This is a genomic window from Streptomyces achromogenes, from assembly GCF_030816715.1.
GTDB lineage: Bacteria > Actinomycetota > Actinomycetes > Streptomycetales > Streptomycetaceae > Streptomyces > Streptomyces achromogenes_A.
On record NZ_JAUSYH010000001.1, the window covers coordinates 1703054 to 1727679 of the forward strand.

General features: G+C 72.3%; 24 protein-coding genes, 1 pseudogene and 1 riboswitch. Of the genes and pseudogenes, 8 read left to right on the top strand and 17 right to left on the bottom strand.

Going from position 1 to position 24626, the window contains the following annotated elements; genetic code table 11:
• Positions 1 to 43 precede the first annotated feature (43 nt).
• Together QF032_RS07685 and QF032_RS07690 are read left to right on the top strand one after the other, a co-directional pair.
• Positions 44 to 1390 (top strand): MFS transporter, encoded by a 1347-nt coding sequence (locus tag QF032_RS07685; RefSeq protein ID WP_307041059.1) that lies wholly within the window; start codon positions 44 to 46, stop codon positions 1388 to 1390.
• A 278-nt stretch (positions 1391 to 1668) separates the two neighbouring features.
• Complete coding sequence (locus tag QF032_RS07690) at positions 1669 to 2043, top strand: RNA polymerase-binding protein RbpA (RefSeq protein WP_020128921.1); 375 nt, start codon at positions 1669 to 1671, stop codon at positions 2041 to 2043.
• Between the two features lie 156 nt (positions 2044 to 2199).
• Here the strand turns inward: QF032_RS07690 and fxsA are convergent, their stop codons facing one another.
• From fxsA to QF032_RS07710, 4 genes are all read right to left on the bottom strand, one after another.
• Complete coding sequence (gene fxsA / locus QF032_RS07695; protein WP_307055525.1) at positions 2200 to 2733, bottom strand: FxsA family membrane protein; 534 nt, start codon at positions 2731 to 2733, stop codon at positions 2200 to 2202.
• Positions 2734 to 2779: 46 nt separating this feature from the next.
• Positions 2780 to 3616 carry a polyprenol monophosphomannose synthase gene (locus tag QF032_RS07700; RefSeq protein ID WP_307055526.1) on the bottom strand — a complete coding sequence of 279 codons (837 nt, stop codon included), beginning with the start codon at positions 3614 to 3616 and terminating at the stop codon, positions 2780 to 2782.
• Between the two features lie 587 nt (positions 3617 to 4203).
• The gene (locus QF032_RS07705) at positions 4204 to 5820 is read right to left on the bottom strand and encodes an amidohydrolase (RefSeq protein WP_307055528.1); all 1617 of its coding nucleotides are present in this window, start codon (positions 5818 to 5820) and stop codon (positions 4204 to 4206) included.
• A gap of 47 nt (positions 5821 to 5867) precedes the next feature.
• Positions 5868 to 6308: an Lrp/AsnC family transcriptional regulator gene (locus QF032_RS07710; protein ID WP_057583720.1), complete on the bottom strand. Its 441-nt coding sequence runs from the start codon at positions 6306 to 6308 to the stop codon at positions 5868 to 5870.
• A gap of 275 nt (positions 6309 to 6583) precedes the next feature.
• Here QF032_RS07710 and QF032_RS07715 point away from each other — a divergent pair, with 275 nt between their 5' ends.
• Together QF032_RS07715 and QF032_RS07720 are read left to right on the top strand one after the other, a co-directional pair.
• Positions 6584 to 7054 carry a hypothetical protein gene (locus tag QF032_RS07715; RefSeq protein WP_307041068.1) on the top strand — a complete coding sequence of 157 codons (471 nt, stop codon included), beginning with the start codon at positions 6584 to 6586 and terminating at the stop codon, positions 7052 to 7054.
• Positions 7055 to 7360: 306 nt separating this feature from the next.
• Positions 7361 to 7558, top strand: a complete 198-nt coding sequence (locus QF032_RS07720) for a hypothetical protein (RefSeq protein WP_373430306.1) — start codon at positions 7361 to 7363, stop codon at positions 7556 to 7558.
• A 61-nt stretch (positions 7559 to 7619) separates the two neighbouring features.
• On the opposite strand, the gene QF032_RS07725 is transcribed toward QF032_RS07720, so the two are convergent.
• From QF032_RS07725 to QF032_RS07735, 3 genes are all read right to left on the bottom strand, one after another.
• Entirely contained in the window at positions 7620 to 8279 is a 660-nt protein-coding gene (locus tag QF032_RS07725) for a TetR/AcrR family transcriptional regulator (RefSeq protein WP_307041072.1), read from the bottom strand.
• Between the two features lie 74 nt (positions 8280 to 8353).
• Complete coding sequence (locus QF032_RS07730) at positions 8354 to 8494, bottom strand: SCO1431 family membrane protein (protein ID WP_107445042.1); 141 nt, start codon at positions 8492 to 8494, stop codon at positions 8354 to 8356.
• Positions 8495 to 8585: 91 nt separating this feature from the next.
• Positions 8586 to 9959 carry a peptidase C39 family protein gene (locus tag QF032_RS07735; protein WP_307060181.1) on the bottom strand — a complete coding sequence of 458 codons (1374 nt, stop codon included), beginning with the start codon at positions 9957 to 9959 and terminating at the stop codon, positions 8586 to 8588.
• A gap of 317 nt (positions 9960 to 10276) precedes the next feature.
• Here QF032_RS07735 and QF032_RS07740 point away from each other — a divergent pair, with 317 nt between their 5' ends.
• Together QF032_RS07740 and QF032_RS07745 are read left to right on the top strand one after the other, a co-directional pair.
• Positions 10277 to 10897, top strand: coding sequence for a uridine kinase family protein (locus QF032_RS07740; RefSeq protein WP_373430464.1), 621 nt, complete (start codon positions 10277 to 10279; stop codon positions 10895 to 10897).
• Positions 10898 to 11336: 439 nt separating this feature from the next.
• Positions 11337 to 13205, top strand: coding sequence for an AAA family ATPase (locus tag QF032_RS07745; RefSeq protein WP_306954005.1), 1869 nt, complete (start codon positions 11337 to 11339; stop codon positions 13203 to 13205).
• Positions 13206 to 13569: 364 nt separating this feature from the next.
• Here the strand turns inward: QF032_RS07745 and QF032_RS07750 are convergent, their stop codons facing one another.
• From QF032_RS07750 to QF032_RS07790, 9 genes are all read right to left on the bottom strand, one after another.
• Positions 13570 to 14655, bottom strand: coding sequence for a hemolysin family protein (locus QF032_RS07750; RefSeq protein ID WP_307041080.1), 1086 nt, complete (start codon positions 14653 to 14655; stop codon positions 13570 to 13572).
• Complete coding sequence (locus QF032_RS07755) at positions 14652 to 15968, bottom strand: hemolysin family protein (protein ID WP_307055532.1); 1317 nt, start codon at positions 15966 to 15968, stop codon at positions 14652 to 14654. Before QF032_RS07755 ends, QF032_RS07750 begins: the two co-directional genes overlap by 4 nt.
• Before the next feature lie 206 nt (positions 15969 to 16174).
• Entirely contained in the window at positions 16175 to 16642 is a 468-nt protein-coding gene (locus QF032_RS07760; RefSeq protein ID WP_307041081.1) for a PH domain-containing protein, read from the bottom strand.
• 14 nt (positions 16643 to 16656) lie between these two features.
• Positions 16657 to 17505 (bottom strand): ATP phosphoribosyltransferase, encoded by an 849-nt coding sequence (hisG, locus tag QF032_RS07765; protein ID WP_306954001.1) that lies wholly within the window; start codon positions 17503 to 17505, stop codon positions 16657 to 16659.
• A 55-nt stretch (positions 17506 to 17560) separates the two neighbouring features.
• Entirely contained in the window at positions 17561 to 17833 is a 273-nt protein-coding gene (locus QF032_RS07770; protein WP_057583788.1) for a phosphoribosyl-ATP diphosphatase, read from the bottom strand.
• 34 nt (positions 17834 to 17867) lie between these two features.
• On the bottom strand, positions 17868 to 18353 hold the full coding sequence (gene ribH / locus QF032_RS07775; protein ID WP_057583696.1) for a 6,7-dimethyl-8-ribityllumazine synthase: 486 nt from the start codon (positions 18351 to 18353) through the stop codon (positions 17868 to 17870).
• A gap of 30 nt (positions 18354 to 18383) precedes the next feature.
• Entirely contained in the window at positions 18384 to 19673 is a 1290-nt protein-coding gene (locus QF032_RS07780) for a bifunctional 3,4-dihydroxy-2-butanone-4-phosphate synthase/GTP cyclohydrolase II (RefSeq protein ID WP_306954000.1), read from the bottom strand.
• Positions 19670 to 20311, bottom strand: a complete 642-nt coding sequence (gene pnuC, locus QF032_RS07785) for a nicotinamide riboside transporter PnuC (RefSeq protein ID WP_107445034.1) — start codon at positions 20309 to 20311, stop codon at positions 19670 to 19672. The genes QF032_RS07780 and pnuC overlap by 4 nt, the downstream gene beginning before the upstream one ends.
• Complete coding sequence (locus QF032_RS07790) at positions 20308 to 20916, bottom strand: riboflavin synthase (RefSeq protein WP_307041085.1); 609 nt, start codon at positions 20914 to 20916, stop codon at positions 20308 to 20310. Before QF032_RS07790 ends, pnuC begins: the two co-directional genes overlap by 4 nt.
• A 145-nt stretch (positions 20917 to 21061) precedes the next feature.
• Positions 21062 to 21192, bottom strand: a riboswitch (FMN riboswitch).
• A gap of 234 nt (positions 21193 to 21426) precedes the next feature.
• Between QF032_RS07790 and QF032_RS07795 the strand changes: the two genes are divergently transcribed.
• Together QF032_RS07795 and QF032_RS07800 are read left to right on the top strand one after the other, a co-directional pair.
• The gene (locus QF032_RS07795) at positions 21427 to 22332 is read left to right on the top strand and encodes an RNA polymerase sigma-70 factor (protein WP_307055534.1); all 906 of its coding nucleotides are present in this window, start codon (positions 21427 to 21429) and stop codon (positions 22330 to 22332) included.
• A 114-nt stretch (positions 22333 to 22446) separates the two neighbouring features.
• Entirely contained in the window at positions 22447 to 23190 is a 744-nt protein-coding gene (locus QF032_RS07800; RefSeq protein ID WP_307055537.1) for an SDR family oxidoreductase, read from the top strand.
• On the opposite strand, the pseudogene QF032_RS07805 reads toward QF032_RS07800, so the two are convergent.
• Positions 23122 to 24499, bottom strand: a pseudogene (locus QF032_RS07805) (ROK family transcriptional regulator). The gene QF032_RS07800 and the pseudogene QF032_RS07805 sit on opposite strands and share 69 nt — an antisense overlap.
• Positions 24500 to 24626: the final 127 nt, after the last annotated feature.

The window sequence follows — 24626 nt, forward strand, 5'->3', positions numbered from 1 at the left end:
GTCGCCCGCGCGCGGGTTCCGGGAGCGGGAAGCGAGGGCACGGGTGGACATCGACACCGTGCGGACGGCGGCGTCCGACGAGGCCGCCGGTCGGCGGCGCGAGCAGCGCGGCTGGTATTTCTACGACTGGGCGTGCTCCGTCTACTCGACGAGCGTGCTCACCGTGTTCCTGGGCCCGTACCTGACCTCGGTCGCGAAGAAGGCCGCGGACGCCGACGGGTACGTGCATCCGCTCGGCATCCCGGTCAGCGCCGGCTCCTTCTTCGCGTACTCGGTCTCCCTGTCCGTGATCGTCGCCGTCCTCGTGATGCCCCTCGTGGGTGCCGCGGCCGACCGGTCCGGCCGCAAGAAGCCCCTGCTCGGCGTCGCCGCCTATGCGGGCGCCGCGGCCACCGCCTGCATGTTCTTCCTGGGCGGCGACCGCTATCTGCTGGGCGGCGCGCTGCTGGTCGTGGCGAACGCGGCCCAGTCGGTGGCGATGATGCTCTACAACTCCTATCTGCCGCAGATCGCCCCGCCCGAGGAACGCGACGCCGTCTCCTCCCGGGGATGGGCCTTCGGCTACGCGGCGGGCTCGCTGGTGCTCGTCGCGAACCTGGTGCTCTACCTCGCCCACGACTCCTTCGGCGTCTCCGAGTCCGCCGCCGTCCGCATCTGTCTGGCCTCGGCCGGTCTGTGGTGGGGTGGCTTCACGGTGATCCCGCTGCTGCGGCTGCGCGACCGGCCGGCCGTCGTGCGGGAGGCCACGGCCCCGGGGCTGCGCCAGCTCGCCGCGACGGTCCGCGACATGCGCCGCCACCCGCTGACGCTCGCCTTCCTCCTCGCCTATCTGGTCTACAACGACGGCATCCAGACGGTGATCTCCCAGGCCTCGGTCTACGGCTCCGAGGAGCTCGGCCTCAGCCAGGCCACGCTGATCGGGGCGGTCCTGCTGGTGCAGGTGCTCGCCGTGGCGGGCGCGCTCGGCATGGGGCGCCTGGCCCGGGCGTACGGCGCGAAGCGGACGATCCTCGGATCGCTGGTGGCGTGGACGCTCACCCTGGGCGCCGGGTACTTCCTGCCGGCGGGAGCGCCGGTGGCGTTCTTCCTGCTGGCCGGCGCCATCGGACTGGTCCTCGGCGGCAGCCAGGCCCTTTCCCGCTCCCTCTTCTCCCATCTCGTCCCACCCGGCAAGGAGGCCGAGTACTTCTCGGCGTACGAGATGAGCGACCGCGGCATGAGCTGGCTCGGGCCGCTGCTGTTCGGTCTCACCTACCAGCTGACCGGCAGTTACCGGGACGCGATCGTCTCCCTGGTGGCCTTCTTCGTCATCGGGTTCCTGTTGCTGGCGCGGGTGCCCGTGCGGCGGGCGATCGGTGAGGCGGGGAACCCGGTGCCCGAGAAGATTTAGCACTCAGGGCGAAAGGGCGGTAGTGTACGCGTTTGGCCTGCCAGGCGTACCGTTACTGCGCGTCAAAGATGCCGAAACGCTGGGTGACATCTCCTTTCAGATGTGACAAACCGGGCGCCGGTGGGTACTGCACTGGTTGACAAGGCTGCGGCTACGACGGCGACCCACGACCCGGAACGGGACTCGGTACGGGAATCTTTACCGCCGACCGGACGTTGACCGGATGACGACGACAGCGACACCTGTCCTGTGGGCGACAAGCCCGGGAGGCACGATTCATGAGTGAGCGAGCTCTTCGCGGCACGCGCCTCGTGGTGACCAGCTACGAGACGGACCGCGGCATCGACCTGGCCCCGCGCCAGGCCGTGGAGTACGCATGTGAGAAGGGGCACCGGTTTGAGATGCCCTTCTCGGTCGAGGCGGAGATTCCGCCGGAGTGGGAGTGCAAGGTCTGCGGAGCCCCTGCACTCCTCGTGGACGGCGACGGCCCTGAGGAGAAGAAGGCCAAGCCCGCGCGTACACATTGGGACATGCTGATGGAGCGGCGGACCCGCGAGGAACTCGAAGAGGTCCTCGAGGAGCGGCTGGCCGTTCTGCGGTCCGGGGCGATGAACCTTGCGGTGCATCCCCGGGACAGCCGCAAGTCGGCATAGCCCCGCACGGCTGAGGCCGGCTGCACCACACGCACGCAATGACCGCGGGCGCCGTACGTGAACACGCGTACGGCGCCCGCGGTCTTCGTGCTGCCTGCCGTCCGCCTGGCGAAGCCCGGCGTGGGAGGGGCGGCGCGTCGGCGCCTGCCGCACGGTCTAGCGTTCGTCCCGGACGACCTCGCCCTGGACCACCTTGCCGTCGGGGCGGTGGATGCGCGCCTGCTGGAAGGCGTCGCCCAGGGTGCCCGGGGTGGCCGCCGCCACACGCAGCCGGCGCTCGGCGAAAGCGCCGACCGCCTTCTGGACCGGCGGGAGGAGCAGGAGCAGCCCGGCCGCGTCGGAGAGCAGGCCCGGGATCATCAGGAGCAGCCCTCCGAGCATCATCAGGCCGTTACCCCCGCGGCTGGGCGCGGTGCCCCGCTGGAGGGCCTCGTTGAGGTTGCGGAAGGCACGGCGGCCCGCCCGCTTGATGACCACCGCGCCGAGCACGACGCCGGCGAGGAGGAGCAGGAACACCACGAGGCCCGAGGACGCTCCGGCGACCAGCGTCAGCAGCCAGATCTCCAGCACCAGCCAGCCGGCGAGGCCCAGCGGGACGAACGTGCGCAGTCGCGAGCGGCGGGGCTGTTGCTGAGGACGGCCGGGTCGGTCCGGGGTCGGGTGTACGGGGGTCGGGGCTCCAGTCGTCATGCGTCCAGTGTGCCCGGACCCGGCTCAGAGCGGCGTAAGGGGCCGATCAGCCTTCGCTGTGCGACTTGGCGGGCGCCTGCGGACGCTCGGGCTGGTCGGCTGTGCGCCCGGTGATCCTGCCGACCCGCTCCCCCACGCCCCAGGCCGTGACCCGCCACAGGGCCTCGACGAGGATGTCGCGGCTCATCTTGGAGTCGCCGTGCTCGCGCTCGACGAAGGTGATGGGGACCTCGACGACGTGGAAGCCGCCCTTGACCGCGCGGCGGGCCAGGTCGACCTGGAAGCAGTAGCCCTGGGAGGCGACCTCGTCCAGGCCCAGCCCTTCGAGGGTCTCGCGGCGGAAGGCCCGGTAGCCGCCGGTGATGTCCCGCAGCGGCAGGTCGAGGGCGAGGCGGGAGTAGAGGCTGCCGCCGCGCGAGATGACCTCGCGGGACCTGGGCCAGTTCACCACCCGGCCGCCCGGCACCCAGCGCGAGCCGAGGACCAGGTCGGCGCCCTTGAGCGCGGTGAGCAGCCGCGGCAGTTCCTCGGGCTGGTGGGATCCGTCGGCGTCCATCTCGATCAGTACGCCGTAGCCGTTGTCCAGGCCCCAGCGGAACCCCGCGAGGTAGGCGGCGCCGAGGCCCTCCTTGCCCTTGCGGTGCAGCACCCTGACCTGGTCGTCCGCGGCGGCCAGCTCGTCGGCGAGCCGCCCGGTGCCGTCGGGGCTGTTGTCGTCGGCGACGAGGACGTGGGCCTCGGGAACAGCCTCCCGCACCCGGCCGACGATGCTCTTGATGTTCTCCGCCTCGTTGTAGGTCGGGATGATCACCAAGGCCGTGCCGAGCGGACCGAACGTCCTCCCCCGGTCCTGTGCCGCGAGGGTCCCGTCGCCGTCGTTCACTGCTGCCCCTTCATGTCCGTACGCCGGAGACCACCTTAGTGGCCCCAGCCTGGGATGACGTGACAGGACGTTCGAACGGCGGTGTCGAATCCACGAAAGCGGGGTAGCTATGTGCTTTTGGGCCCGTATGTACGCACCGGCCCTGCCGGAGGTACGCCCCCTGCCCCCGCACGCGTGCGGGGGCGCTGCGGATGGGGGCCCGGCGCCCTTCGGGCCGGCCCGGGACCCGCTGGCTGCGGGTCGACCGAAAGCCGTTGTCTACTGAGCACCCGGGCCCCACCCGGGTCACACCTCCCCGACCGGCCGGAACGTTCCCTCGCTGCGGCGCGGGCGCTGAGCCTGGCTGCCAGTGGAGGTGCGCCGGTTCGGCACACCGTCCCTGACCCAGCGGCGCCGCGGCGAGTGCGCGGATGTTCCTCGGCGGGGCGTCCGGTGGTGGACTCCGCCGAACCTACCGGCCTTCCGCCGTCAGCTGTCAACAGCGGTTCGACCTGCGGGTCTTCTGTCAACGCGCAGGTCAGCCGGGACGAGACCCGGGGCGCACGACGACGGCGGACGGGTGATCTTTCCCGGGTCGCCCCGGGAGATCACTCGCTCGGCCGCACGAACACCGTCCGGCCGCCGACCACGGTGCGCAGACACACCGGGAGGTCGTTCCCGGGCGTCAGATCGGGCAGTCCCGGGGTCCCGGAACGGGGGTCGGTGGACCAGCGGGCGACCCGGTCGTCGGGGGCCTGGACCACGAGTTCGTCCGTGCGCCAGACCGCGTAGTCGGCGGGCGCGCCCGGGACCAGCACCCCCGCGTCGTCGCGGCCGACCGCGCGCCAGCCGCCGCGGGTGTGCGCGGTGAACGCGGCGCGCGCGGAGACGCGGTGTTCCGCGGTCCGGTGGAAGGCGGCGGCGCGCACGGTCCCCCACGGGTCGAGCGGGGTGACCGGGCTGTCGGAGCCGAAGGCGAGCGGAACGCCGGCCCGCAGCAGGGCGGCGAACGGGTTCAGGGTCCTCGCCCGGTCCTCGCCCAGCCGCTGCGCGTACATGCCCTGTTCGCCGCCCCACAGGGCGTCGAAGGCGGGCTGGACGGAGGCGGTGAGGCCCAGTTCGGCGAAGGCGGCGACGGTCTCGGGCGTGAGCATCTCCGCGTGCTCCACCCGGTGGCGGGCGGCGCGGATCCGGGCGAGGCCGACCTTCTCGGCGGCCGCGCGGACGCCCTCGACGACGGCCGTGACGGCGGCGTCGCCGATGGCGTGGAAGCCCGCCTGGAGCCCTGCTTCGGTGCAGGCCGCCACATGGGCGGCGACGTCGTCGGCGTCCAGGTAGGCGGCTCCGGTGTGCCCGGCGTCGGCGTACGGGGTGTGCAGACAGGCGGTGTGGGAGCCGAGGGCTCCGTCGACGAACAGGTCTCCCGCCGCCCCGAGGGCGCCGAGCTCGCGGGCCTTGTCGACGTCGCGCTCCGCCCAGTAGCCGACGACGCGCGGGCCGCACGCCTCGGCGGCGAGCCGCAGCAGGCCGGTGAAGTCGTCCTCGGAGGAGATCTCCGGGCCGGCGCACTCGTGGACGGAGCCGATGCCGAGCGAGGCGGCGTGGGCGAGGGCGGTCCGCTGGGCCTCGGTGCGCTGGGCGGGCGTCACGGCTGCGAACGCGGCGGCGCGGACCGTGTGGTGGGCGTCGCGGGTGAGCGGCTCGCCGTCGGCGAAGCCGGCCGCGTCCCGGGCCCGGGGGGCGAGTGCCAGCAGGGCGGTGGTGACCGCGGCGGAGTGGACGTCGATCCGGCTGAGGTAGAGCGGCCGGCCGCCGGCGGCCTCGTCCAGTTCCTCGCGCCGGGGCGGGCGGCCCTCCGGCCAGCGGGAGGCGTCCCAGCCATGGCCCAGCAGCACCTTGTCCCGCGGGCGGGACACCGCGAACTCGCGCACCAGGGCGAGCGCGGCCGTCAGGGAGGGAGCCGCGGACAGGTCGAGTCCGGTGAGCGCGAGGCCGGTGGACGTGGTGTGCACATGGGCGTCGGTGAACGCCGGGGTGACGAGGGCGCCGTCCAGGTCGACCACCTCGTCGACACCGCCGGCGAAGGCGTCGGCGGCCCCCTCGGAGCCGACCCAGGCGACCTGGCCGCGTTCGACGACCATCGCGGTCGCGAAGGGATCGGCGGGGCTGTGGACCTCTCCTCGGCGGAGCAGGACGGTCTTCGGCTCGGGGGCGTGCTCACTCATGGGAACAGTCTCGCGCCTCCCCGGGGGCGACCGCCCCCAGGGGCTCCTCAGATCCGCGGCGGCCGGGCCTCGTAGGGGGTGGACAGGACGACCGTGGTGCGCGTCGACACTCCCGCGAGCGCCCTGAGCCGCCCCAGCAGTTCCTCCAGTTCGTGCGGGGTGGCCACGCGCACCTTGAGGATGTAGTTCTCGTCGCCGGCCACGCTGTGGCAGGCCTCGATCTCCGGCACGTCCGCCAGTCGCTCGGCGATGTCGTCGGGGGCGCTGGGGTCGAACGGCTTCACCGAGATGAACGCGGTCAGGGGCAGCCCGACGGCCTCCGAGTCGACGACGGCCGCGTATCCGCGGATGACGCCGCGCTGTTCCAGCCTGCGCACCCGCTGGTGCACGGCAGATGTGGACAGGCCCGTGGCCTTGCCCAGATCGGTGTAGCTCATCCGCCCGTCCTTGACGAGCAGCTGCACGATTTGTCGGTCCAGCTCCTCCATGACGCAAGAACTTACAGGCAGCGCGATCTCCGCGTATACCTATGCAGCGCAGGTCATACCCCGTTTGTGATGTGTCCGGAGCGGTCCCGCGCGACGACCGGGCACCGCCCGGGGGCGCTCGCGCGTGGGGCACCTGCAAGCGGCATGTGACGAATGCCACAGCACTCGTGAACGCTTCGTGATGCCCCGGTGGTTACCGCCGGGACGGCATGGGAAGTGCTTGCTGTGGTCGAGGCCGCACTGCCGTCACGACCCAGCCCGAGGGGGAGAATCACATGCAGAGTCCCAAGCGCCCTGGTCGCACCGTGCCCAAGCGGCTCCAGTCCGTCGGCGAGCCCGAGCCGGAGGGCGTCGAACCCTTCGACGCCGACGGCTTCGACGATGACGCCGCCGAGCACGTCGACGCGTACGACACCTTCGAGATGTACCGGGTGATCTGCCCGGACTGCGCGCAGCCCATCGCGCTGCTCGCGGACGAGGAGAGCCTGCCGGAGCACGCGCTGTGCGCCTCTCCGTGGAACCCGTTCGGGCTCACGGTCTGCGCCGGCACGGGACGCACGGCGGCCGAGGCCCGTCCCGCGGACGAGTCCGCGGGACTCCAGGAGCAGGACACCGCACTCCTGCTGACGCTCCCTCAGGGACTCGACTGGCGTACGCAGCCCTTCTCGCACGTCGGCGGCCCGGGTTCCCGCCCGATGCGCGTGCCGGCGATACGCGTCCCGACGACGCGCCGCGCGGCCGCCTGAGCGGCGTCGCCGCACCCGTCGCCCCGGCTCGACTCCCGCAACAGGACTGCACCATGGCCGGCAGGCCGTGGTGCAGGATCGGCGCGCCTCACCGACCGGGCCGGCGCCCCCCTTCGAAGGACCTGGGGGCCGGCCTCCACACGGACGGCGGGACCGCCTCCGGGGGCACATCCCGAACTCACGCGCGCCCCTGCCCGCCGGTGACTCCGTCGCGCGGACCCGCGTTGCCCCGGTATGACCCCCACCTACTCGGCAGCTCCCGGGCGTCACCGCCAGCTCTTCGCCGCACCGGTACATCCGGAGCCCGTGCACGCAGAATCGGTTCCGCTGGCTCCGCCGCCCCCTCAGGACCCGCCCATCTACCGTGACCTGCTGCGGACCTGGGCCGACCGGGGCCGCACCCTGCCGGGGCGTCATGACCCGGAGTGGGTGCGGCTGGTCGCGCCGCAGGTGCGGCGGGGGCAGTTCAGCGGGCTCGCGAATCCGGTGGGCGACGGGCGATGACCCGCCGAACGGCGTCACGGCGATCGGGCAGCCCACTCGCGACTCGACGCGGGCGCGCCTGTCAGCCCTCGCGCCGGGCCGGCTTCGGCGCCGGGAAGGCGGGGTCGAGGTCCTCGATGGCGCGCAGGGCGCCGCCCAGGGTCTTCACCAGCAGCTCGACCATGACCTCACGGGTGAACTCGGGACGGTCGATCCACTCCAGCGTGGCCCCCTCGACGCTGCACACCCAGGCGAGCAGAGCCATGCGCGGCAGCGGCGGCACGTCACTGCGGCCGTACGCGCCCTCGGCGATGGTCGCCACGATCGCCGCGCGCACGCCGTCCCGGATGCCGTGGACCTCGGTGTCGAAGCCGACGCCGCCGCTCACGATCGTGCGGTAGGCGGCCTGGTTGTGCTCGGCATAGCGCAGATAACCGTCGATGGTGCGCTGCACCCGGTCCACCTGGGGCAGTTCGAGACCGCTCGCCGCGAAGGTGACCAGATCCGCGACGGAATCCTGGATGATGGCCAGGTAATAGCCGCGCTTGGACTGGAAGTAGTAATAGATCAGCCCCTTGGCGACATGCGCCTGCCGGGCGATGTCGTCCATCGAGAGCGCGTCGTAGGACGTGTCGGCGAACAACTTCCGGCCGATGGAGATGAGTTCGGCGCGACGCGCCAGTGAGCGCTCGGTGCCGCGCGCCCGGGGACGTACCACTTCGCGCTGTTCACTGATATTCAATTTCGACCCTGGTCTCGGGCAGTCGGCGGGACATCCGCGGTATGTCAGGTCAACCGTGTGTCAGATCACACCCGTCAGAGCAGTCCGAGCTGGGTGACCAGCATCGCGAAAACCGCGACGAGGACCCAGCCCAGGGCGTGCTCCAGGATCTTCGGGCCGTCGGTTTCGGGGCCGCCGGTACGGGTGCGGGTGACAGTGGCTGTCTGAGCGGTCATGGTGTCTCGCTGAAGTCGGACGTACTGGTGGATCCCCCCACCGATCCGTCCACCCTGCCACCCGCCGGGCCTTTTGTGGCAGAGATCTTGCTCACATCCGGATTCCCACCGCCGTCAGGGCCTGGCACTGGCGGGCGCTCGGACGCGCCGGGAAGTAGAGGTAGCAGACGCCGCCTGTGCCGGAGACCGCCTTTCCCGTCGCGTCGCGTCGCCTGGTCCTGAGCCAGATGTTCTCGAACTCCCGCCGGGGGTACACCCGCCGCACCGCCGCGTCGTCCGCCGAGAACGGGTCGTTGGCGATCACGTCGCCCTCGGCGGTGAAGCCGATCACGGTCATCAGGTGCCCGGAGGTCCCGTACCCCGCTCCGGTGAGCTCCTCCTTGAGGAAGGACTGCGACGTCATGGCCGGGATCCCCGCGCCGATCAGCGTCTCGAGGTCGGTGAGGGAGCCGAGCCGGGTGACCACGCCCTGCAGGTCCTCGAAGGTGGCCGCATAGGCCGCGTTGAACGGCCAGTTGCCACAGCCGGCGTACTCGTGGTCGTAGGTGTGCCGGGCCGCGTGGCACACCTGCGGGTCTGCGTAGGAGGGGTCGACCCACGCGAGCTGCTCGTCGGTGAGCCGACCGCCCCAGTACTCGACGATCATCTGCGAGGAGGTGGGGCTGCACCAGGCCTCGCCGCCGCTGTCGTACTCGGGGTACTGGCCCTGGTGGATCTCCTGCGAGTAGCGGGGCACGCGCAGTTCCCGCGCGAGGCCGGGCACGGAGGCCGGCACGGTGAAACGGTCCGGCACGTCGGAACCCATCGCCCCCAGCCGCCACACGGTCGGCGTGACCTTCGTGCCGGGACGGCGGTACAGGGTGAGGCGGAGGCGGTACGCGTCGACACGCAGCCCGCTCGCGGCATCGTCGATCGCGAGCGTGTCGGTCCACACGGTGCTTCTGCCGTCGGTCTGGCCGTCGACCGAGGCCCGCTTGATGTCCTGGTCCCCGGAGGCCCAGCGGCCCATCACGTACCAGGGGCTGTCCGTGCCGTCGGAGTACGTGCCCTTGATCTCGACCTGGAGCCAGCTGCCGGCCGGGGTGCTCGCGTTCCAGGAGGGGATCACCTCCGTGGCGGGGGCGGCGAGCCGGTGGAGGGGCGACGTCCAGGTCGCGTACTCCCACGACGCGGTGGTGCCGCTGTGCCGGTCGGTGTGTTCGACGACGCCGAGCGGGGCGGCGATGGCGACGCCCGGGCGGATCCCCGCCAGGACACGGGCGCCATCGGCGACGCCGGAGCGCCAGTCGGCGTAGGTCGTCCAGCCGCGGTAGTCGACGGTTCGGGCCGGCGCCGCTTCGGCGTCCGTGGCCTCGGCCGCCCCGCCGGCAGCGGCCGACGCGGAGGGGGACGGCGCCGCGGCCACCGCGGCGGCGACCGCGGCGGCGAGGACCGTCCTGCGGGACGGCTGTTCGACTCTGCTCAAGGGTCTGCTCATGGGGGGAGGCTCCCGAGGGTCCGTGCGGTCCGTACGACTCCGTACAGGCCGGTGTCGCTCTGCGGCTGTTCGGCCACTATGGGGCGAGCCGCACCTGGCTTCCAGCAGGTGGGCCCGTGCCGCGCCCACCACCATCGGTCTGGCCCACCGCCGGCGGCCGCGCCCCGTAGACTCACCCGCCGTACCGAAGCACCGCCACCACAAAGCACCTCCACAACGAAGCACCGCCACAACGAAGCATCTCCGTACCGAAGCACCGCCCGCCGCCCCACGCCCCGTCGGCCTCGCGCACCCCAGGATCCGTCATCCGCCAGCTCGCCTCCCGGCTACGCCGTCTGTCACCGTCCTGCGGGCCGGTGCGTCTGATCGGCGTCGACGGGCACGCCGGCTCGGGGAAGTCCACCTTCGCGGGACGGCTGGCGCAGGCACTGGACGGCGCCCCGGTGCTGCACCTCGACGACATCGCGTCCCACGACGAGCTGTTCTCGTGGACCGGCCGTCTGCTCTCCCAGGTGATCGAGCCCTTCGGCCGCGGCGACAGCGCGCACTACACGCCCTACGACTGGCGTGCCCACCGCTTCGGCGCGCCCCGCACCCTGCCCGCCGCCCCCGTCGTGCTGGTCGAGGGGGTCGGCGCGGGCCGCCGTGCCCTGCGGCCGTTCCTGGCGTGCCTGCTGTGGATGGAGGTACCCCCCGAGGAGTCCTGGACGCGCGGCCGGGCGCGCGACGGAGCGGAACAGCGCGCGTTCTGGGACGGGTGGGTTCCGGCCGAAGTCCGTCACTTCGCCGAGGACCCGTCGCGGCCGCACGCCGCCTTGCTGGTACGGCAGTTGGAGCAGAGGTACGAGGTGCTGCCGGGGCCTGCGAAGGGTTCCGGTCCGAACCGCGATGTCACCCACCGTGAGGAACCACCCGCGATGTGGTGAACTCGTGAAGGCCCTTGCGTCCGAACTTCGCCAAGTGCTTCAACTCTGCTTGACCGGCGGCCCGTACAGGACTTACGTTCTGAATGCGCGGCGATCGTGGCCGCCCTCGGACGCGAAGCCCCCGGTTGTTCCCCCGTGATCGGGGGCTTCGTTCTGCCCGGACGCCGTTCCCGGCGACTTTTCCGGGCCTGAACCGACCTGATCCGCTCACCCAGGGTCACCACGCGGTATGCGCCCCGTCTGCTCCCACCTCGTCGAACGACCTGTGCGGCGCCCTACGGCGGGCCCCTCTCCCGCAGGTACGATGCCCTCGGTGCGACCGGGACGGCTGCTGCGCGCACCTGGCAACTCCGGTCCGCGGCACAGCGGTTCGACCAAGGCAGCCGACGGGTGACGGCCCGGCGGCACACCGACGGGGGCACGGTCTGTGGGGGACGCGATGGACTTCGGAACGCAGGGCCCCGAGGCTCCCGCCGACCTCGCCTGGCTTCGAGGCGTGGACGCCTACACCATGGGCGCCTATCCGCAGGCGGAGGAGGAGTTCCGCACCGCGGTGCGGATCGATCCCGGGATGGCCGACGGCTGGCTCGGACTGCACGCGCTGCGCGTCGACACGACGACCGCGCTGCTGCGGATGTTCCGCCACCGCGAACGGTTCGGGGAGCAGCGCTCACGGCACCGCCGTACCCTCAACTCCTGGTACTGGCTGGGCTGGTGGGTGCAGCCGGTCCTGGAGAGCCCCCGTGACCTGCTGCTCGCCCACGCCTCGCACTGGCTCGACGGCCGCCATGTGCCCGAACTGGACCGGGCGCTCGCCGGGCTCCCGCCCGTCGACACCGACCACCAGGTCCGCTTCCTGCACGCCTGTCGCGCGTACCTGGTGAAGGACTGGGAGCAGCTCGTCCGGTACACCGACTCGCTCCTCGACGACCCGCTGCTGTGCATCGAGGCCGGCCTGTTCGGCGGGATGGCCCGGGTGCGGCTGGAGATGTACGGCCAGGCCGAGCCGCTGCTCTCGGCGGCTCTGATGCGCTGCCGCAGCGAGCAGCCGCAGCGAAAGGAGCTGCGGTACTGGCTGGCCCGGGCGCACGAGGGCACCGGCCGTTCGGCGGCCGCGCTCCCCCTGTACCGGGCGGTGCACCGAGTGGACGCCGCCTTCATGGACACCTCGGCGCGGCTCGCCGCCATCGCGGAGGGCGACGGATACGACGACACGGCGGATCTGGCGGCGATCACGCTCAGCGGGCTGGGGCAGGACACGGCGGACGGGCCGGACGGCTTCGACCCGCTGTTCGGCACGGAGGGCCGAGATCTGCGGATCGAGCCCTCGGACCTGCCGCCCGTCGTGCCCCTGCCCTCGGTGACCGACCCGGCGGTGCGCGAGAAACACGCCGTCCGTTCCTCGTCACCGCTGCCGGCCGGTCCCACCGATCCCGCGTTACTCGAGGAGGCGCTCGCCGAGCTGGAGCGCATGGTGGGGCTGGAACCGGTGAAACGCCAGGTCAAGGCGCTCTCGGCGCAGCTCAACATGGCGCGGCTGCGAACCGGGCAGGGCCTTCCGGTCCAGCCTCCGAAGCGGCACTTCGTGTTCTCCGGCCCCTCCGGCACCGGCAAGACGACGGTGGCCCGCATCCTCGGCCGCGTCTTCTACGCCCTCGGCCTGCTGGGCGGCGACCATCTGGTGGAGGCCCAGCGGGCCGACCTGGTCGGTGAGTACCTCGGCCAGACGGCCGTGAAGGCCAACGAGCTGATCGACTCCGCTCTCGGCGGCGTGCTCTTCGTCGACGAGGCGTACTCGCTCTCGAACTCCGGCTACGGCAAGGGCGACGCGTACGGCGACGAGGCGTTGCAGGTGCTGCTGAAGCGAGCCGAGGACAACCGGGACCACCTGGTGGTGATACTGGCCGGCTATCCCGAGGGCATGGACCGCCTTCTGGCGGCCAATCCCGGGCTGTCCTCGCGTTTCACGACCCGCGTCGACTTCCCCTCCTACCGTCCCCTCGAACTCACCTCCATCGGAGAGGTGCTGGCCGCGGAGAACGGCGACGCGTGGGACGAGGAGGCGTTGGACGAGCTGCGCTCGATCGCCGGGCACGTGGTCGACCAGGGCTGGATCGACGAGCTCGGCAACGGCCGTTTTCTGCGCACCCTGTACGAGAAGAGCTGCGCCTACCGGGACCTGCGTCTGTCGGTCTGTCCGGGCGCGCTGACCCGGCACGACCTGGCGACGCTGCGGCTGCCCGACCTGATGCAGGCGTACGGAGAGGTGCTGTCGGGGCGGGGGCCGCAGGACCCGTCGGCGACCTGACGCATCCCGCCGGCGCACCCGCTCCGGCCTCCGGGCCCGCACCGGTGCGGATCGCCGCGCCGAGGCCGAACGCCGGGGGCACGCGCACTCTCCCGGCCCGGTACGGCTCGCCTGGCCCGAGGCCGCTCGCCGAGAGGGTGTTCGCTCCCCGGTCGGCAGGATCGCCGGCCGCGCGGGCCCGCCGGGCCGGACGGCCACCGGCTGCCCGGACGACTGCCGGCACGGCTTGCTCCCGCCCGGCGCCGGGGCCCTTCGGCCGTCGCCCAGAAGAATCACCGGGCCGGGACGACACGCCGGACCGGGACGGCCCGCCCGGGGGGGCGCCGTGTGCCGGACCGTGCCCGGCCGGGACGCCGGGTGCCGGTCAGCTCGCCAGCGCCTCCTCCGGCTCGTCGCTCGCCCTCGGCTCCGTCAGCCGCACCTCGGGAACCTCGCGGTGCGCGGGGTCGGTGACCTCGCCCACCAGCAGTTCCAGCACGTCCTCCAGGGCGACCAGGCCGAGGACCTTGCCGGAGGCGTCGGCGACCTGCGCCAGATGGGTCGCCGCCCGGCGCATCACGGTCAGCGCGTCGTCCAGCGGCAGTTCGGAGCGGAGGGTCGTCATGGGACGCCACAGCTGCTGCGGCACCGCCCGCTCGGAGTCCTCCTGGTCGAGGACGTCCTTCACATGCAGGTAGCCCATGAAGGCGCCGGTCTCCGCGGCCACGGGGAAGCGGGAGTAGCCGGTGCGGGCGGTCAGCTCGACGATCTCGCCCGGGGTGACCGCCGGACTGACCGTGACCAGGGACTCGCGCCGGAGCAGGACGTCGGTGACGGGACGGGAGCCGAGCTCGAGGGCGTCCTCCAGGCGCTCCTGCTCCTCCGGGCCGAGCAGACCGGCCTGGCCGGAGTCCTCCAGCAGACGGTTCAGCTGCTCGCTGGTGACCACGGCCTCCACCTCGTCCCTCGGCTCGACGTGGAAGAGCCGCAGGATGCCGCGGGCGCAGGCGCCGAGCGCGACCGTGATCGGCCGGCACAGCCGGGCGAAGGCGACCAGGCCCGGGCTGAGCCACAGGGCGGTCTTCTCCGGTGCCGCCATGGCGAGGTTCTTCGGAACCATCTCGCCGATCACCAGATGGAAGAAGACCACGGCCGCGAGGGCTATGACATAGCCCAGCGGATGGATCACCCCCTGCGGGAGGTGGACCCACTCGAACAGCGGCTCCAGCAGCTCGGCGACGGTCGGCTCGGCGACCGCGCCCAGGGTGAGGGAGCAGACGGTGATGCCGAACTGGGCCGCCGCCATCATCTGCGGCAGCCGCTCCAGCCCGTAGAGGACCTGGCGGGCCCGGGCGGTGCCGAGCGGCTCGACCTGGCTGCGGCGGACGGAGACGAGCGCGAACTCGGCGCCGACGAAGAAGCCGTTGGCGAGCACGAGCAGCGCGGCGAAGACGAGTTGCAGGGCGCTCATCGGGCCACCTCGCCGGTGCGCACCAGCCGGACCCGTTCGGCCCGGTAGTGGCCGACCCGGCGCACCGAGAGCCGCCAGCCGGGCAGCTCCGTCCGGTCGCCGACGGCGGGGATACGGCCGAGCAGGTCGGCGACGAGGCCGGCGACCGTCTCGTACGGTCCCTCGGGGACCTCGAGGCCTATCCGCTGGAGGGTGTCGACGCGGCAGCTGCCGTCCACGTCCCAGGCGGGCCTGCCCTCCTCGGGCGGGGCGGCGGCGAGTTCGGGGGAATCCTGGCCGTCGTGCTCGTCGCGGACCTCGCCGACGATCTCCTCGACGATGTCCTCCAGGGTGACCACGCCGGCCGTGCCGCCGTACTCGTCGACGACTACGGCGATCGGCTGCTCGCTGCGCAGCCGGGCCAGCAGGGGCTGGACCGGCAGCGTCTCCGGGACCAGCAGGGCCGGGCGGGCGATGCGGACGACCGGAGTGCGCAGCCGGTCGTGGACGGGGACCGCCAGAGCGTCCTTCAGATGGACCATGCCGACGATTTCGTCGATCTTCTCGCGGTAGACCGGGAACCGGGACAGGCCGGTGGCCCGGGTCAGGTTCACCACGTCCTCGGCGGTGGCCGTGGACTGCAGGACACTGACCTTCACGCGCGGGGTCATGACGTGCTGCGCGGTCAGTTCCGCCAGCGAGAGGGTCCGCACGAAGAGGTCGGCCGTGTCCTGTTCGAGGGCGCCGGCCTGGGCGGAGTGGCGGGCCAGGGAGACGAGCTCGCCGGGGGTCCGCGCGGAGGCCAGCTCGTCGGCGGGCTCGACGCCCAGGGCCCGGACCAGGCGGTTGGCGACGGTGTTGAGGGCGGCGATCACCGGCCGGAAGAGGCGGGCGAAGACGTGCTGCGGGCCCGCGACGAAACGCGCGACCTGCAACGGCTTGGACACCGCCCAGTTCTTGGGCACGAGTTCGCCGATCACCATCTGCACGGCGGACGCCAGCAGCATGCCGACGACGACGGCGACCCCGGAGACGGCGCCCTCGGGGACGCCGATCGCCGTGAACGGGCCGCTGAGCAGTTCCGCGAGCGCCGGTTCGGCGAGCATGCCGACGACGAGGGAGGTGATGGTGATGCCCAGCTGGGTGCCGGAGAGCTGGAAGGACAGTTCCTTCAGCGACTCGACGACCGTGTGGGCTCGCCTGTCGCCCTCGGCGGCGGCCCGCTCCGCGTCCGGACGCTCGACCGTGACAAGGCCGAACTCGGCGGCGACGAAGAAGCCGTTGGCGAGGATGAGCAGGAACGCGGCTGCCAGGAGCAGCAGGGGGGTGGTCATGATGCCGCCGCCTCCGAACCAGGTCGGGTGGGGGCGGCGCAGGTACTACAGGACGAACCGTCCATCGCCGGAGGGAGTCACTCCTCGGGTAGCAGGAACCCCCGGTGAGCCCGGCAGGGCACAGCAGGGGCGGGGGCGCAAGGGTGCGCCTCCGTCACCAGATTAATCAAGACAGCGGGTTCTGCGGCAGGGCAGCGGGCCCCGAGTCAGCCCTGATCTTGCTCGGGGGGCGTCTCGGGGTCGCTGATCGCGCGGGCCTCGGCGAGCGCCCGGAGCGCCCGCGCGTCGCGGATGGCCTGCTGCTTGTCGATGCCGGGCTGGATGCCGAGCGCGGGCAGGCTGGTGCCGTCGCTGAGGTTCAGGAACACCCACGGATCGCCCGGTCGGAGGTTCACCTGGAGGATCTCCGCCCAGGCCAGACGCCTGGTGCTGGCGATGTTCACGACGGTGACGCCGGAGTCGTCGGCGATCACCCGCACCCGGGCGAGCCGGGCCAGCACCCAGAACACGAGGGCGCCGGTGAGGATGAAACTGAGTCGCTCCCCCGGGCCGAGCTGCTCCAGCAGCATCGCGACGGCGGAGATGACGAGGAGGATCGCCACTCCGGCCGTGAGCAGCACCACACGGGTGCGGCCCGGCCGGAAGACGACGGGGAGCGCAGGCAGGTCGGACATGTTCCCGGCGGAGGTCAGAGGCGGCAGGCGTGGATGGCCGTGGTCAGGATGGCGCGGGCGCCGATGTCGTACAGGTCGTCCATGATCCGCTGCGCCTCCTTGGCGGGGACCATGGCGCGGACGGCGACCCAGCCCTCGTTGTGCAGCGGGGAGACGGTCGGCGACTCCAGGCCCGGGGTCAGCGCGACGGCCTTCTCGAGCTGCTCGACGCGGCAGTCGTAGTCCATCATCACGTACGTCCGGGCCACCAGGACGCCCTGGAGGCGGCGCAGGAACTGCTGCACCTTGAGCTCCTCGGCGTCCGCGCCGGTGCGGCGGATGACGATGGCCTCGGACTTCATGATGGGCTCGCCGAAGACCTCCAGACCCGCGTTGCGCAGCGAGGTGCCGGTCTCGACGACGTCGGCGATGACCTCGGCGACGCCCAGCTCGATCGCGGTCTCGACGGCGCCGTCGAGGTGGACGACGGAGGCCTCGACGCCGTGGTCGGCGAGGTGACCGGCCACGATGCCCTCGTAGGAGGTGGCGACGGTCTTGCCCTTGAGGTCCTCGACGCCGGTGGCCGCGCCGGGCTTGCCCGCGAAGCGGAAGGTGGAGCGGGCGAAGCCGAGCGGCAGGATCTCCTCGGCGTCGGCGCCGGAGTCGATCAGCAGGTCACGGCCGGTGATGCCGATGTCGAGGCGGCCGGAGGAGACGTAGATCGCGATGTCGCGGGGGCGGAGGTAGAAGAACTCCACCTCGTTGACCGGGTCGACGATCCGCAGTTCCTTGCTTTCCCGGCGCTGCTGGTAGCCGGCCTCATGCAGCATGTCCCCCGCAGGGCCGGACAGGGAACCCTTGTTGGGGACGGCGATGCGCAGCATGAGGTCGGCTTCCTTCGCGTGAACGGGAGAATGGGGCGGTTTCGGGAATGCGGTTCTACAGGTGGGCGTAGACGTCGTCCAGCGAGATTCCGCGGGCGACCATCATCACCTGGACGTGGTAGAGCAGCTGCGAGATCTCCTCCGCGGCCGCCTCCTTGCCCTCGTACTCGGCGGCCATCCACACCTCGGCGGCCTCTTCGACGACCTTCTTGCCGATGGCATGGACGCCCTTCCCGACGAGTTCCGCGGTACGGGAAGTGGCGGGGTCGCCGCTGGCGGCCTTCTGCTGGAGCTCGGAGAAGAGCTCCTCGAACGTCTTCTTGGACATGGTGCTGCCCACCCTAGCCGTTCTCCCGGTCCGTCTACCGCCAGGGTTCGGATACTGAACGGAGGGTGGCCGCGGTCGCCACCGCCGCCGTCACCGCCTCGTGGCCCTTGTCCTCGTTGGAGCCCTCGATGCCGGCCCGGTCCAGGGCCTGCTCCTCGGTGTCGCAGGTGAGGACGCCCATGCCGACGGGCACGCCGGTCTCGACGGACACCTGGGTGAGGCCCTGGACGACCCCTTGGCACACGTACTCGAAGTGCGGTGTGCCGCCGCGGATGACGACGCCGAGGGCGACGATCGCGTCGTAGCCCCGCCCGGCCAGCACCTTGGCCACCACCGGCAGCTCCCAGCTGCCGGGGACCCGCAGCAGGGTCGGCTCGTCGATGCCGAGGTCGTGCAGGGCGCGCAGCGCGCCGTCGACCAGACCGTCCATCACCTTCTCGTGCCACTGGGCCGCGATGACGGCGACTCTGAGGTCACCCACATTGCGTACGGACAGCTCCGGTGCGCCCTTGCCGCTCACGTTCTCGTCTCTCCTCGGTGCCGGTCGTGCTTACTGGTTGCCGCAGGGGGACACGGGGGCCGCGTCCAGCCAGGGCAGGTCGTGTCCCATCCGGTCCCGCTTGGTGCGCAGGTAGCGGATGTTGTGCTCGCCCGCCTGGACGGGCATCGGCTCGCGCTCGATGACCTCGATGCCGTGCCGGACGAGCGCCTCGCTTTTGTCGGGGTTGTTCGTCATGAGGCGGACGCTGCGCACGCCGAGGTCCTCGAGGATCTGCGCCCCGGCCCCGTAGTCGCGGGCGTCGGCGGGCAGGCCCAGCTCCAGGTTGGCGTCGAGGGTGTCGTGGCCCTGTTCCTGGAGTTCGTACGCCCTCAGCTTGGACAGCAGGCCGATGCCCCGGCCCTCGTGCCCGCGCAGATAGACCATCACACCCCGGCCCTCGCTCTGGATGCGCTCCAGGGACGCGTCGAGCTGGGGGCCGCAGTCGCAGCGCAGGGAGGCGAAGACGTCACCGGTGAGGCACTCGGAGTGGACGCGGACCAGGACGTCCTCGCCCTCGCCGATGTCACCGTGGACCAGGGCGACATGCTCGACGCCGTCGACCGTGGAGCGGTAGCCGTACGCGGTGAACGTGCCGTGCACGGTGGGCAGTCGGGTCTCGGCCTCGCGGCGGACCGTCGGCTCGGCGCTGCGCCGGTAGGCGATCAGGTCCTCGATGGAGATGATCGTCAGGCCGTGCTTGCGGGCGAACGGGATCAGTTCGGGCAGCCGCAGCATCCGGCCGTCCTCCCCGGCGATCTCGACGATCGCGCCGGCCGGGCGCAGCCCCGCGAGACGGGCGAGGTCCACGGCGGCCTCGGTGTGGCCGTTGCGGGTGAGCACGCCGCCGGGCTGGGCGCGCAGCGGGAAGACGTGGCCGGGGCGCACGAAGTCGGCCGGCCCGGCGTCGCCGCTCGCCAGCAGCCGGAGCGTGGCGGCGCGGTCGGCGGCGGAGATGCCGGTGGTGACGCCGTGGGCGGCCGAGGCGTCGACGGAGACCGTGAACGCGGTCGTCATCGACTCGGTGTTGTCGTCGACCATCTGCGGGAGCTTCAGGCGCTCCAGCTCGTCGCTCTCCATGGGGGCGCAGATCAGGCCGCGGCACTCGCTCATCATGAAGGCGACGATCTCGGGCGTCACCTTCTCGGCGGCGACGACGAGGTCGCCCTCGTTCTCGCGGTCCTCGTCGTCGACGACCACGATGGGGCGGCCGGCCGCGATGTCGGCGACGGCCTGCTCCACGGGGTCGAGGCTGAGGTCTTCCAGGCCTTCGGTGCTGTACAGGATCGGTGCCGTGCTCATGCCGGCGCTCCTTCCAGAGCGGGTTGCGAGGCCTTGCGGGACCGCAGCCACCAGTCGCGCATGCCCCACAGGACGAGCGCGCCGTAAATGACGTAGACGAAGCCTGAGAAGGCGTAGCCGTTGGCGAAGTTGAGGGGGACGCCGACGACGTCGACGAGGAGCCAGGCGATCCAGAACTCGACCATGCCGCGCGCCTGGGCGTACATGGCGACGATGGTGCCGACGAAGATGTAGGCGTCCGGCCAGGGGTCCCAGGACAGGGACGGGTTGGCCTTGAAGAGGAGGGCGACGGCGACCGTGCCGAGCGCCGCGGCGCCGATCATGGCCGCGCGCTCGGGCCAGGTGGCGAAGCGTGGGGTGATCTGGCCGTCCGCGGACCGCCCCTTGCTGCGGTTCCACTGCCACCAGCCGTACAGGGCGACGACCATGACGACGACCTGCTTGCCCGCGCTGCCGGCGAGGTGGCCGTAGAAGGCGACGAAGAGGACGAGCCCGGAGAGGAACTGCACCGGCCAGGTGAGCAGCGAGCGACGCCAGCCGAGGGCGAGGGTGATCAGGCCGAGGATGTTCCCGATCATGTCCGACCAGATGATGTGCTGGTCGAACGCGACGAACGCTTCGGAGTTCAGCCAGTTCACTTGCCCGCTCCCTGCTGTGTGGTGGCCAGCAGGCGCTCGACGTACTTGGCGACGATGTCCACCTCGAGGTTGACCGGGTCGCCGGGCTGCTTGAGGCCGAGCGTGGTCAGCGCGAGGGTGGTGGGGATGAGGCTGACGGTGAAGTGGTCCGGGCCGGCTTCGACGACCGTGAGGCTGATGCCGTCGACGGTGACGGAGCCCTTCTCCACGACGTACCGGGCGAGTTCGGCGGGCAGGGAGACCTTGACGATCTCCCAGTTCTCGGACGGCCTGCGCTCCAGCACGGTGCCGGTGCCGTCGACGTGCCCCTGCACGATGTGTCCGCCGAGGCGCGCGCCGACGGCGGTGGGGCGCTCGAGGTTGACCCGGGAGCCGACGGCGAGTGCGCCGAGGCTGGATCGGTTCAGGGTCTCCGCCATGACGTCGGCGGTGAACTCGTCGCCCTCGTGCTCGACGACGGTGAGACAGACCCCGTTCACGGCGATGGAGTCGCCGTGCTTCGCGCCGTCGGTGACGACGGGGCCGCGCAGCCGGAAGCGGGAGGCGTCGCCGAGATTCTCGACGGCGGTGACCTCACCCAGCTCTTCGACGATTCCGGTGAACACTTCCCGGGTCCTCCTGCCTCATAGGGCACGGACTCCGGGGCCTGTCGTGGACGACAGCAGGTACGGGCAGCGGCACCGGGACGACGCCGGACAGACCCGTCCACCGACGAGTTCTTATACGACGACGCGCACGAATGCCCGCCCGCCGCGCACTGCCTCCCATCCGGACTTTAACCGTCGGTCCAGGAATTTCACCTGGTCAACCGACCGCTGGAAGCGGACGGGTCGCGGACTGTAACCGCCGGTTCGGACTTTCACCGACCCCGGAGTGCGCTGCTTTTGGTACAGGGTCAGTGTGCCACGGCGGGTAGGCGTCCATACAGGTGAAGGGTGTGGGTTGGCTCACAGGGCGTCACTCCTCCCTTCAACACCCCATTGGTCCATACCTATTGACGGACTGGTCTAGTCCTTTTTAGGCTCGAGCCGTACGGCCCGGCGGCGGTGACGACGGCCCTTGCCCGCCGCCGGGCCCCCACCCCGGCCGACTGCCCGCTCTGCCAGGGTGTCCTCATGGAGCAGGGTGATCCCAGGACGGCCGCGGGCGCCGACGAGTTCGAGGCCCACCGGTCCCGGCTGTTCGGGCTGGCCTACCGGATGCTGGGCTCGGCCCACGAGGCCGAGGACGCGGTGCAGGACGCCTACCTGCGGTTCAGCGGGGCCGACCGGGCCGGCATCGCGCACCCCGCGGCCTGGCTCGCGAAGACCGTCACCCGTCTGTGCCTGACCCGGCTCACCTCGGCCCGCGCCCGGCGCGAGACGTACGTCGGGCCATGGCTGCCGGAACCGGTCCTCACCTCGGACGGCACGCTCGGCCCGCTGGAGTCCGCGGAGCAGCGCGAGGCGGTGTCCCTGGCGATGCTGGTGCTGCTGGAACGGCTCACCCCGCAGGAGCGGGCGGTGTACGTGCTGCGGGAGGCGTTCGCCTACCCGCACCGGGAGACGGCCGAGGTCCTCGACCTGACCGAGGCCCACTGCCGCCAGCTGCACCGGCGGGCGGTGCAGCGGGTGACGTCGGCACGCCCGCGTTTCGAGGCCGTGCCCGCCCGCCGGGCGGAGCTGGTCGCGTCGTTCGTGAGGGCGGCGCGGGACGGCGACCTGGGGGCCCTGGAGAAGGCGCTCGCCGCCGACGTCGAATGGTGGAGCGACGGCGGTGGCCGGGTGAAGACCGCCCTGCGGCCGATCCTGGGCCGCGACAAGGTGCTGCGCTTCCTGGACGCCGGGTCCCGGACGTTCGCGGCCGGCTTCTCCTACACCGCCGTGGAGCTCAACGCCGCGCCGGGCGCACTCGTCCACGGCGGCGGCGGGCTCGTCGCCACGCTCGGCTTCGAGAGCTCCGGTGAGGAGATCACAGCCGTGCAGGTCATGATGAACCCGGACAAACTGAACTTCGTGGGCCGTCAGCTCGGCCGGATGTAGCGCGGCGCGCGCAGCGGTTCCGCCGACGCTGTCACATTCCTCGGGGGCCGGGCGGTCTGTGCTGCCGGAGGACGTTCCGGTCGGGAGCGTCCGCTGTCCGAAGGGCTGAACAGCATGAGTGTGATCCTGGTGACCGGCGGGACCGGAACCCTCGGCAGGCTCGTCGTGGAGCGGCTGCGAGCAGGCGGGCACGAGGTGCGGGTGCTCAGCCGGCACGCCGAACCGTACGCCGTCGACCTGCGCGAGGGCGGACCCGGCCTGGACGCCGCCGTGACGGGCGTGGACACGGTCGTGCACTGCGCGAGTTCGCCGCGCGGCGGCGACGAGCGGGCGGCCGCACACCTGATCGCCTCGGCACGCCGGGCCGGCGTGGCACACCTGGTGTTCATCTCGATCGTCGGCGTGGACCGGGTGCCGTACCCCTATTACCGGGCGAAGCTCGCCGTGGAGAAGCAGGTGGCGGAGTCGGGGCTCGGCTGGACGGTGCTGCGCGCGACCCAGTTCCACGATCTGCTGGTGCAGGCGTTCCAGGTACTCGCCAAGGTCCCGGTGATGCTGCTGCCCGCCCGGGTGAGCGACCAGCCGGTGGCGGTCGGGGAGGTCGCCGACCGGCTCGCCGAGCTGGCGGTCGGGGCGCCCGCCGGACGGGTCGACGACGTGGGCGGTCCCGAGGTGCGCACGGCCGAGTCCCTGGCCCGCGCGTTCCTGAAGGCGAGCGGCCGGCGGTGCGCGGTGGTGAACGTGCCGTTGTGGGGTGCGGCCTACCGGGCTTTCCGCTCCGGGGGCCACCTAGCCCCGGAACGGGCGGTGGGCAAGGGCACGTTCGAGGACTATCTGGCCACGCGCGTCCGGCGCTGAGACCCGGGGCGCCTCGGGGCTGCCGGTCGCCGCCGTCGCGAACAGGTCCTCCTGGGCGCTTTCGCGGGCCGTGAGCAGCGCCCCGCGCAGCACCGCGCCGCCGCCCAGCACGCCGGGGCGCACCTCGGTGGGCAGCGGGGCCATGTGCCGCAGCCGCCGTGCCACCCGGTCGGCCAGCACGTCCCCGCCGGCCTGGCCGACCTCGCCGCCGAGCACCACGCAGCCCGGGTCGAGGACGGCGACGACGGAGGCCGCGCCGAGGGCCAGCCGGTCGGCGAGGGCGTCGAGGAAACGCGCGGCGGCGGCGCGCCGCGCGGGTCCGTCACCCGCCGCGAACACCGCCGCCCGGGCCGCCGCCTCCCCCGCCGCGGACGCCGGTTCCCCGGCGTGCTCCCCTTCCGTCCCGCGTACCGCGGCCACCGCCGCCCGCACCAGGGCGGCGGCCACCGGTTCCTCGGTGTGCGGTCCGGGCGTCAGTCCACACGTCTGCGCCAGGCCGGCGATCGCCGCGGAGCCGGCCAGGGAGTGGAAACCGCCCTCGCAGTCGGTCGCCGAGGGCAGTCCGCTCGTGCCGGGGACCGGCAGGAAACCGATCTCGCCGGCGCCGCCGGAGGCGCCCCGGCGCAGGGTTCCGTCCAGGACGACCGCCGCGCCGGTGCCGTGGCCCAGCCACAGCAGGACGAACGTGTCGCGGTCGTGGGCCGCGCCCTCGCGCTGCTCGGCCAGGGCGGCCAGGTTGGTCTCGTTCTCGATGTGCGCGCGGGGCCTGCGGGAACCGGTCCTGGAGGGCGGCGACCAGACGGCGGTGCCACTCGGGCAGGCCGCTGGAGTCGCGCAGCTCACCGCTCGCGGGGTCGATCAGGCCGGGCGCGCCGATGCCCAGGGTGTGCAGCCGGTCGGCGCCCGCCTCGGCCGCCACGCGTTCGACCAGCGCGACCGCCCGTTCCACGGCCGTTCCGGTGCCCGTGTCGCCGTCGATCGGCACCGAGGCCTCGGCGAGCACCCGGCCCACCAGGTCGGAGACCAGCACGGCGACGCCCTCCGTCCGCACGTCCAGCGCGGCCAGCTGCGCGCGGTCGGCGACGATGCCGTAGAGCTTGGCGTTCGGCCCCCGGCGCTCCTCGCCGGACTCTCCGACGACCTGGATCAGTCCGGCGGCGGTGAGTCGTTCGACGAGGTCGGCCACCGAGGGACGGGACAGGCCGGTGAGCTGTTTCAGCTGCCCCGCCGTCAACGGGCCCTCGCGTTGCAGCAGCCGCAGGGCGAGCCGGTCGTTGATGGCCCGGGCGGTGCTCGGGGTTGCGGGCATGGCGGGAATCCTCCCACGGCCGAGGGGGACCCGGTCGACGGATCGACCGGAGGCCCTCTATTTATCAGGCAGGGTCCCTGATAATTTACGTCGGCGGTGCGCGGTCGCCGCCGAGGGAGCCGGGAGG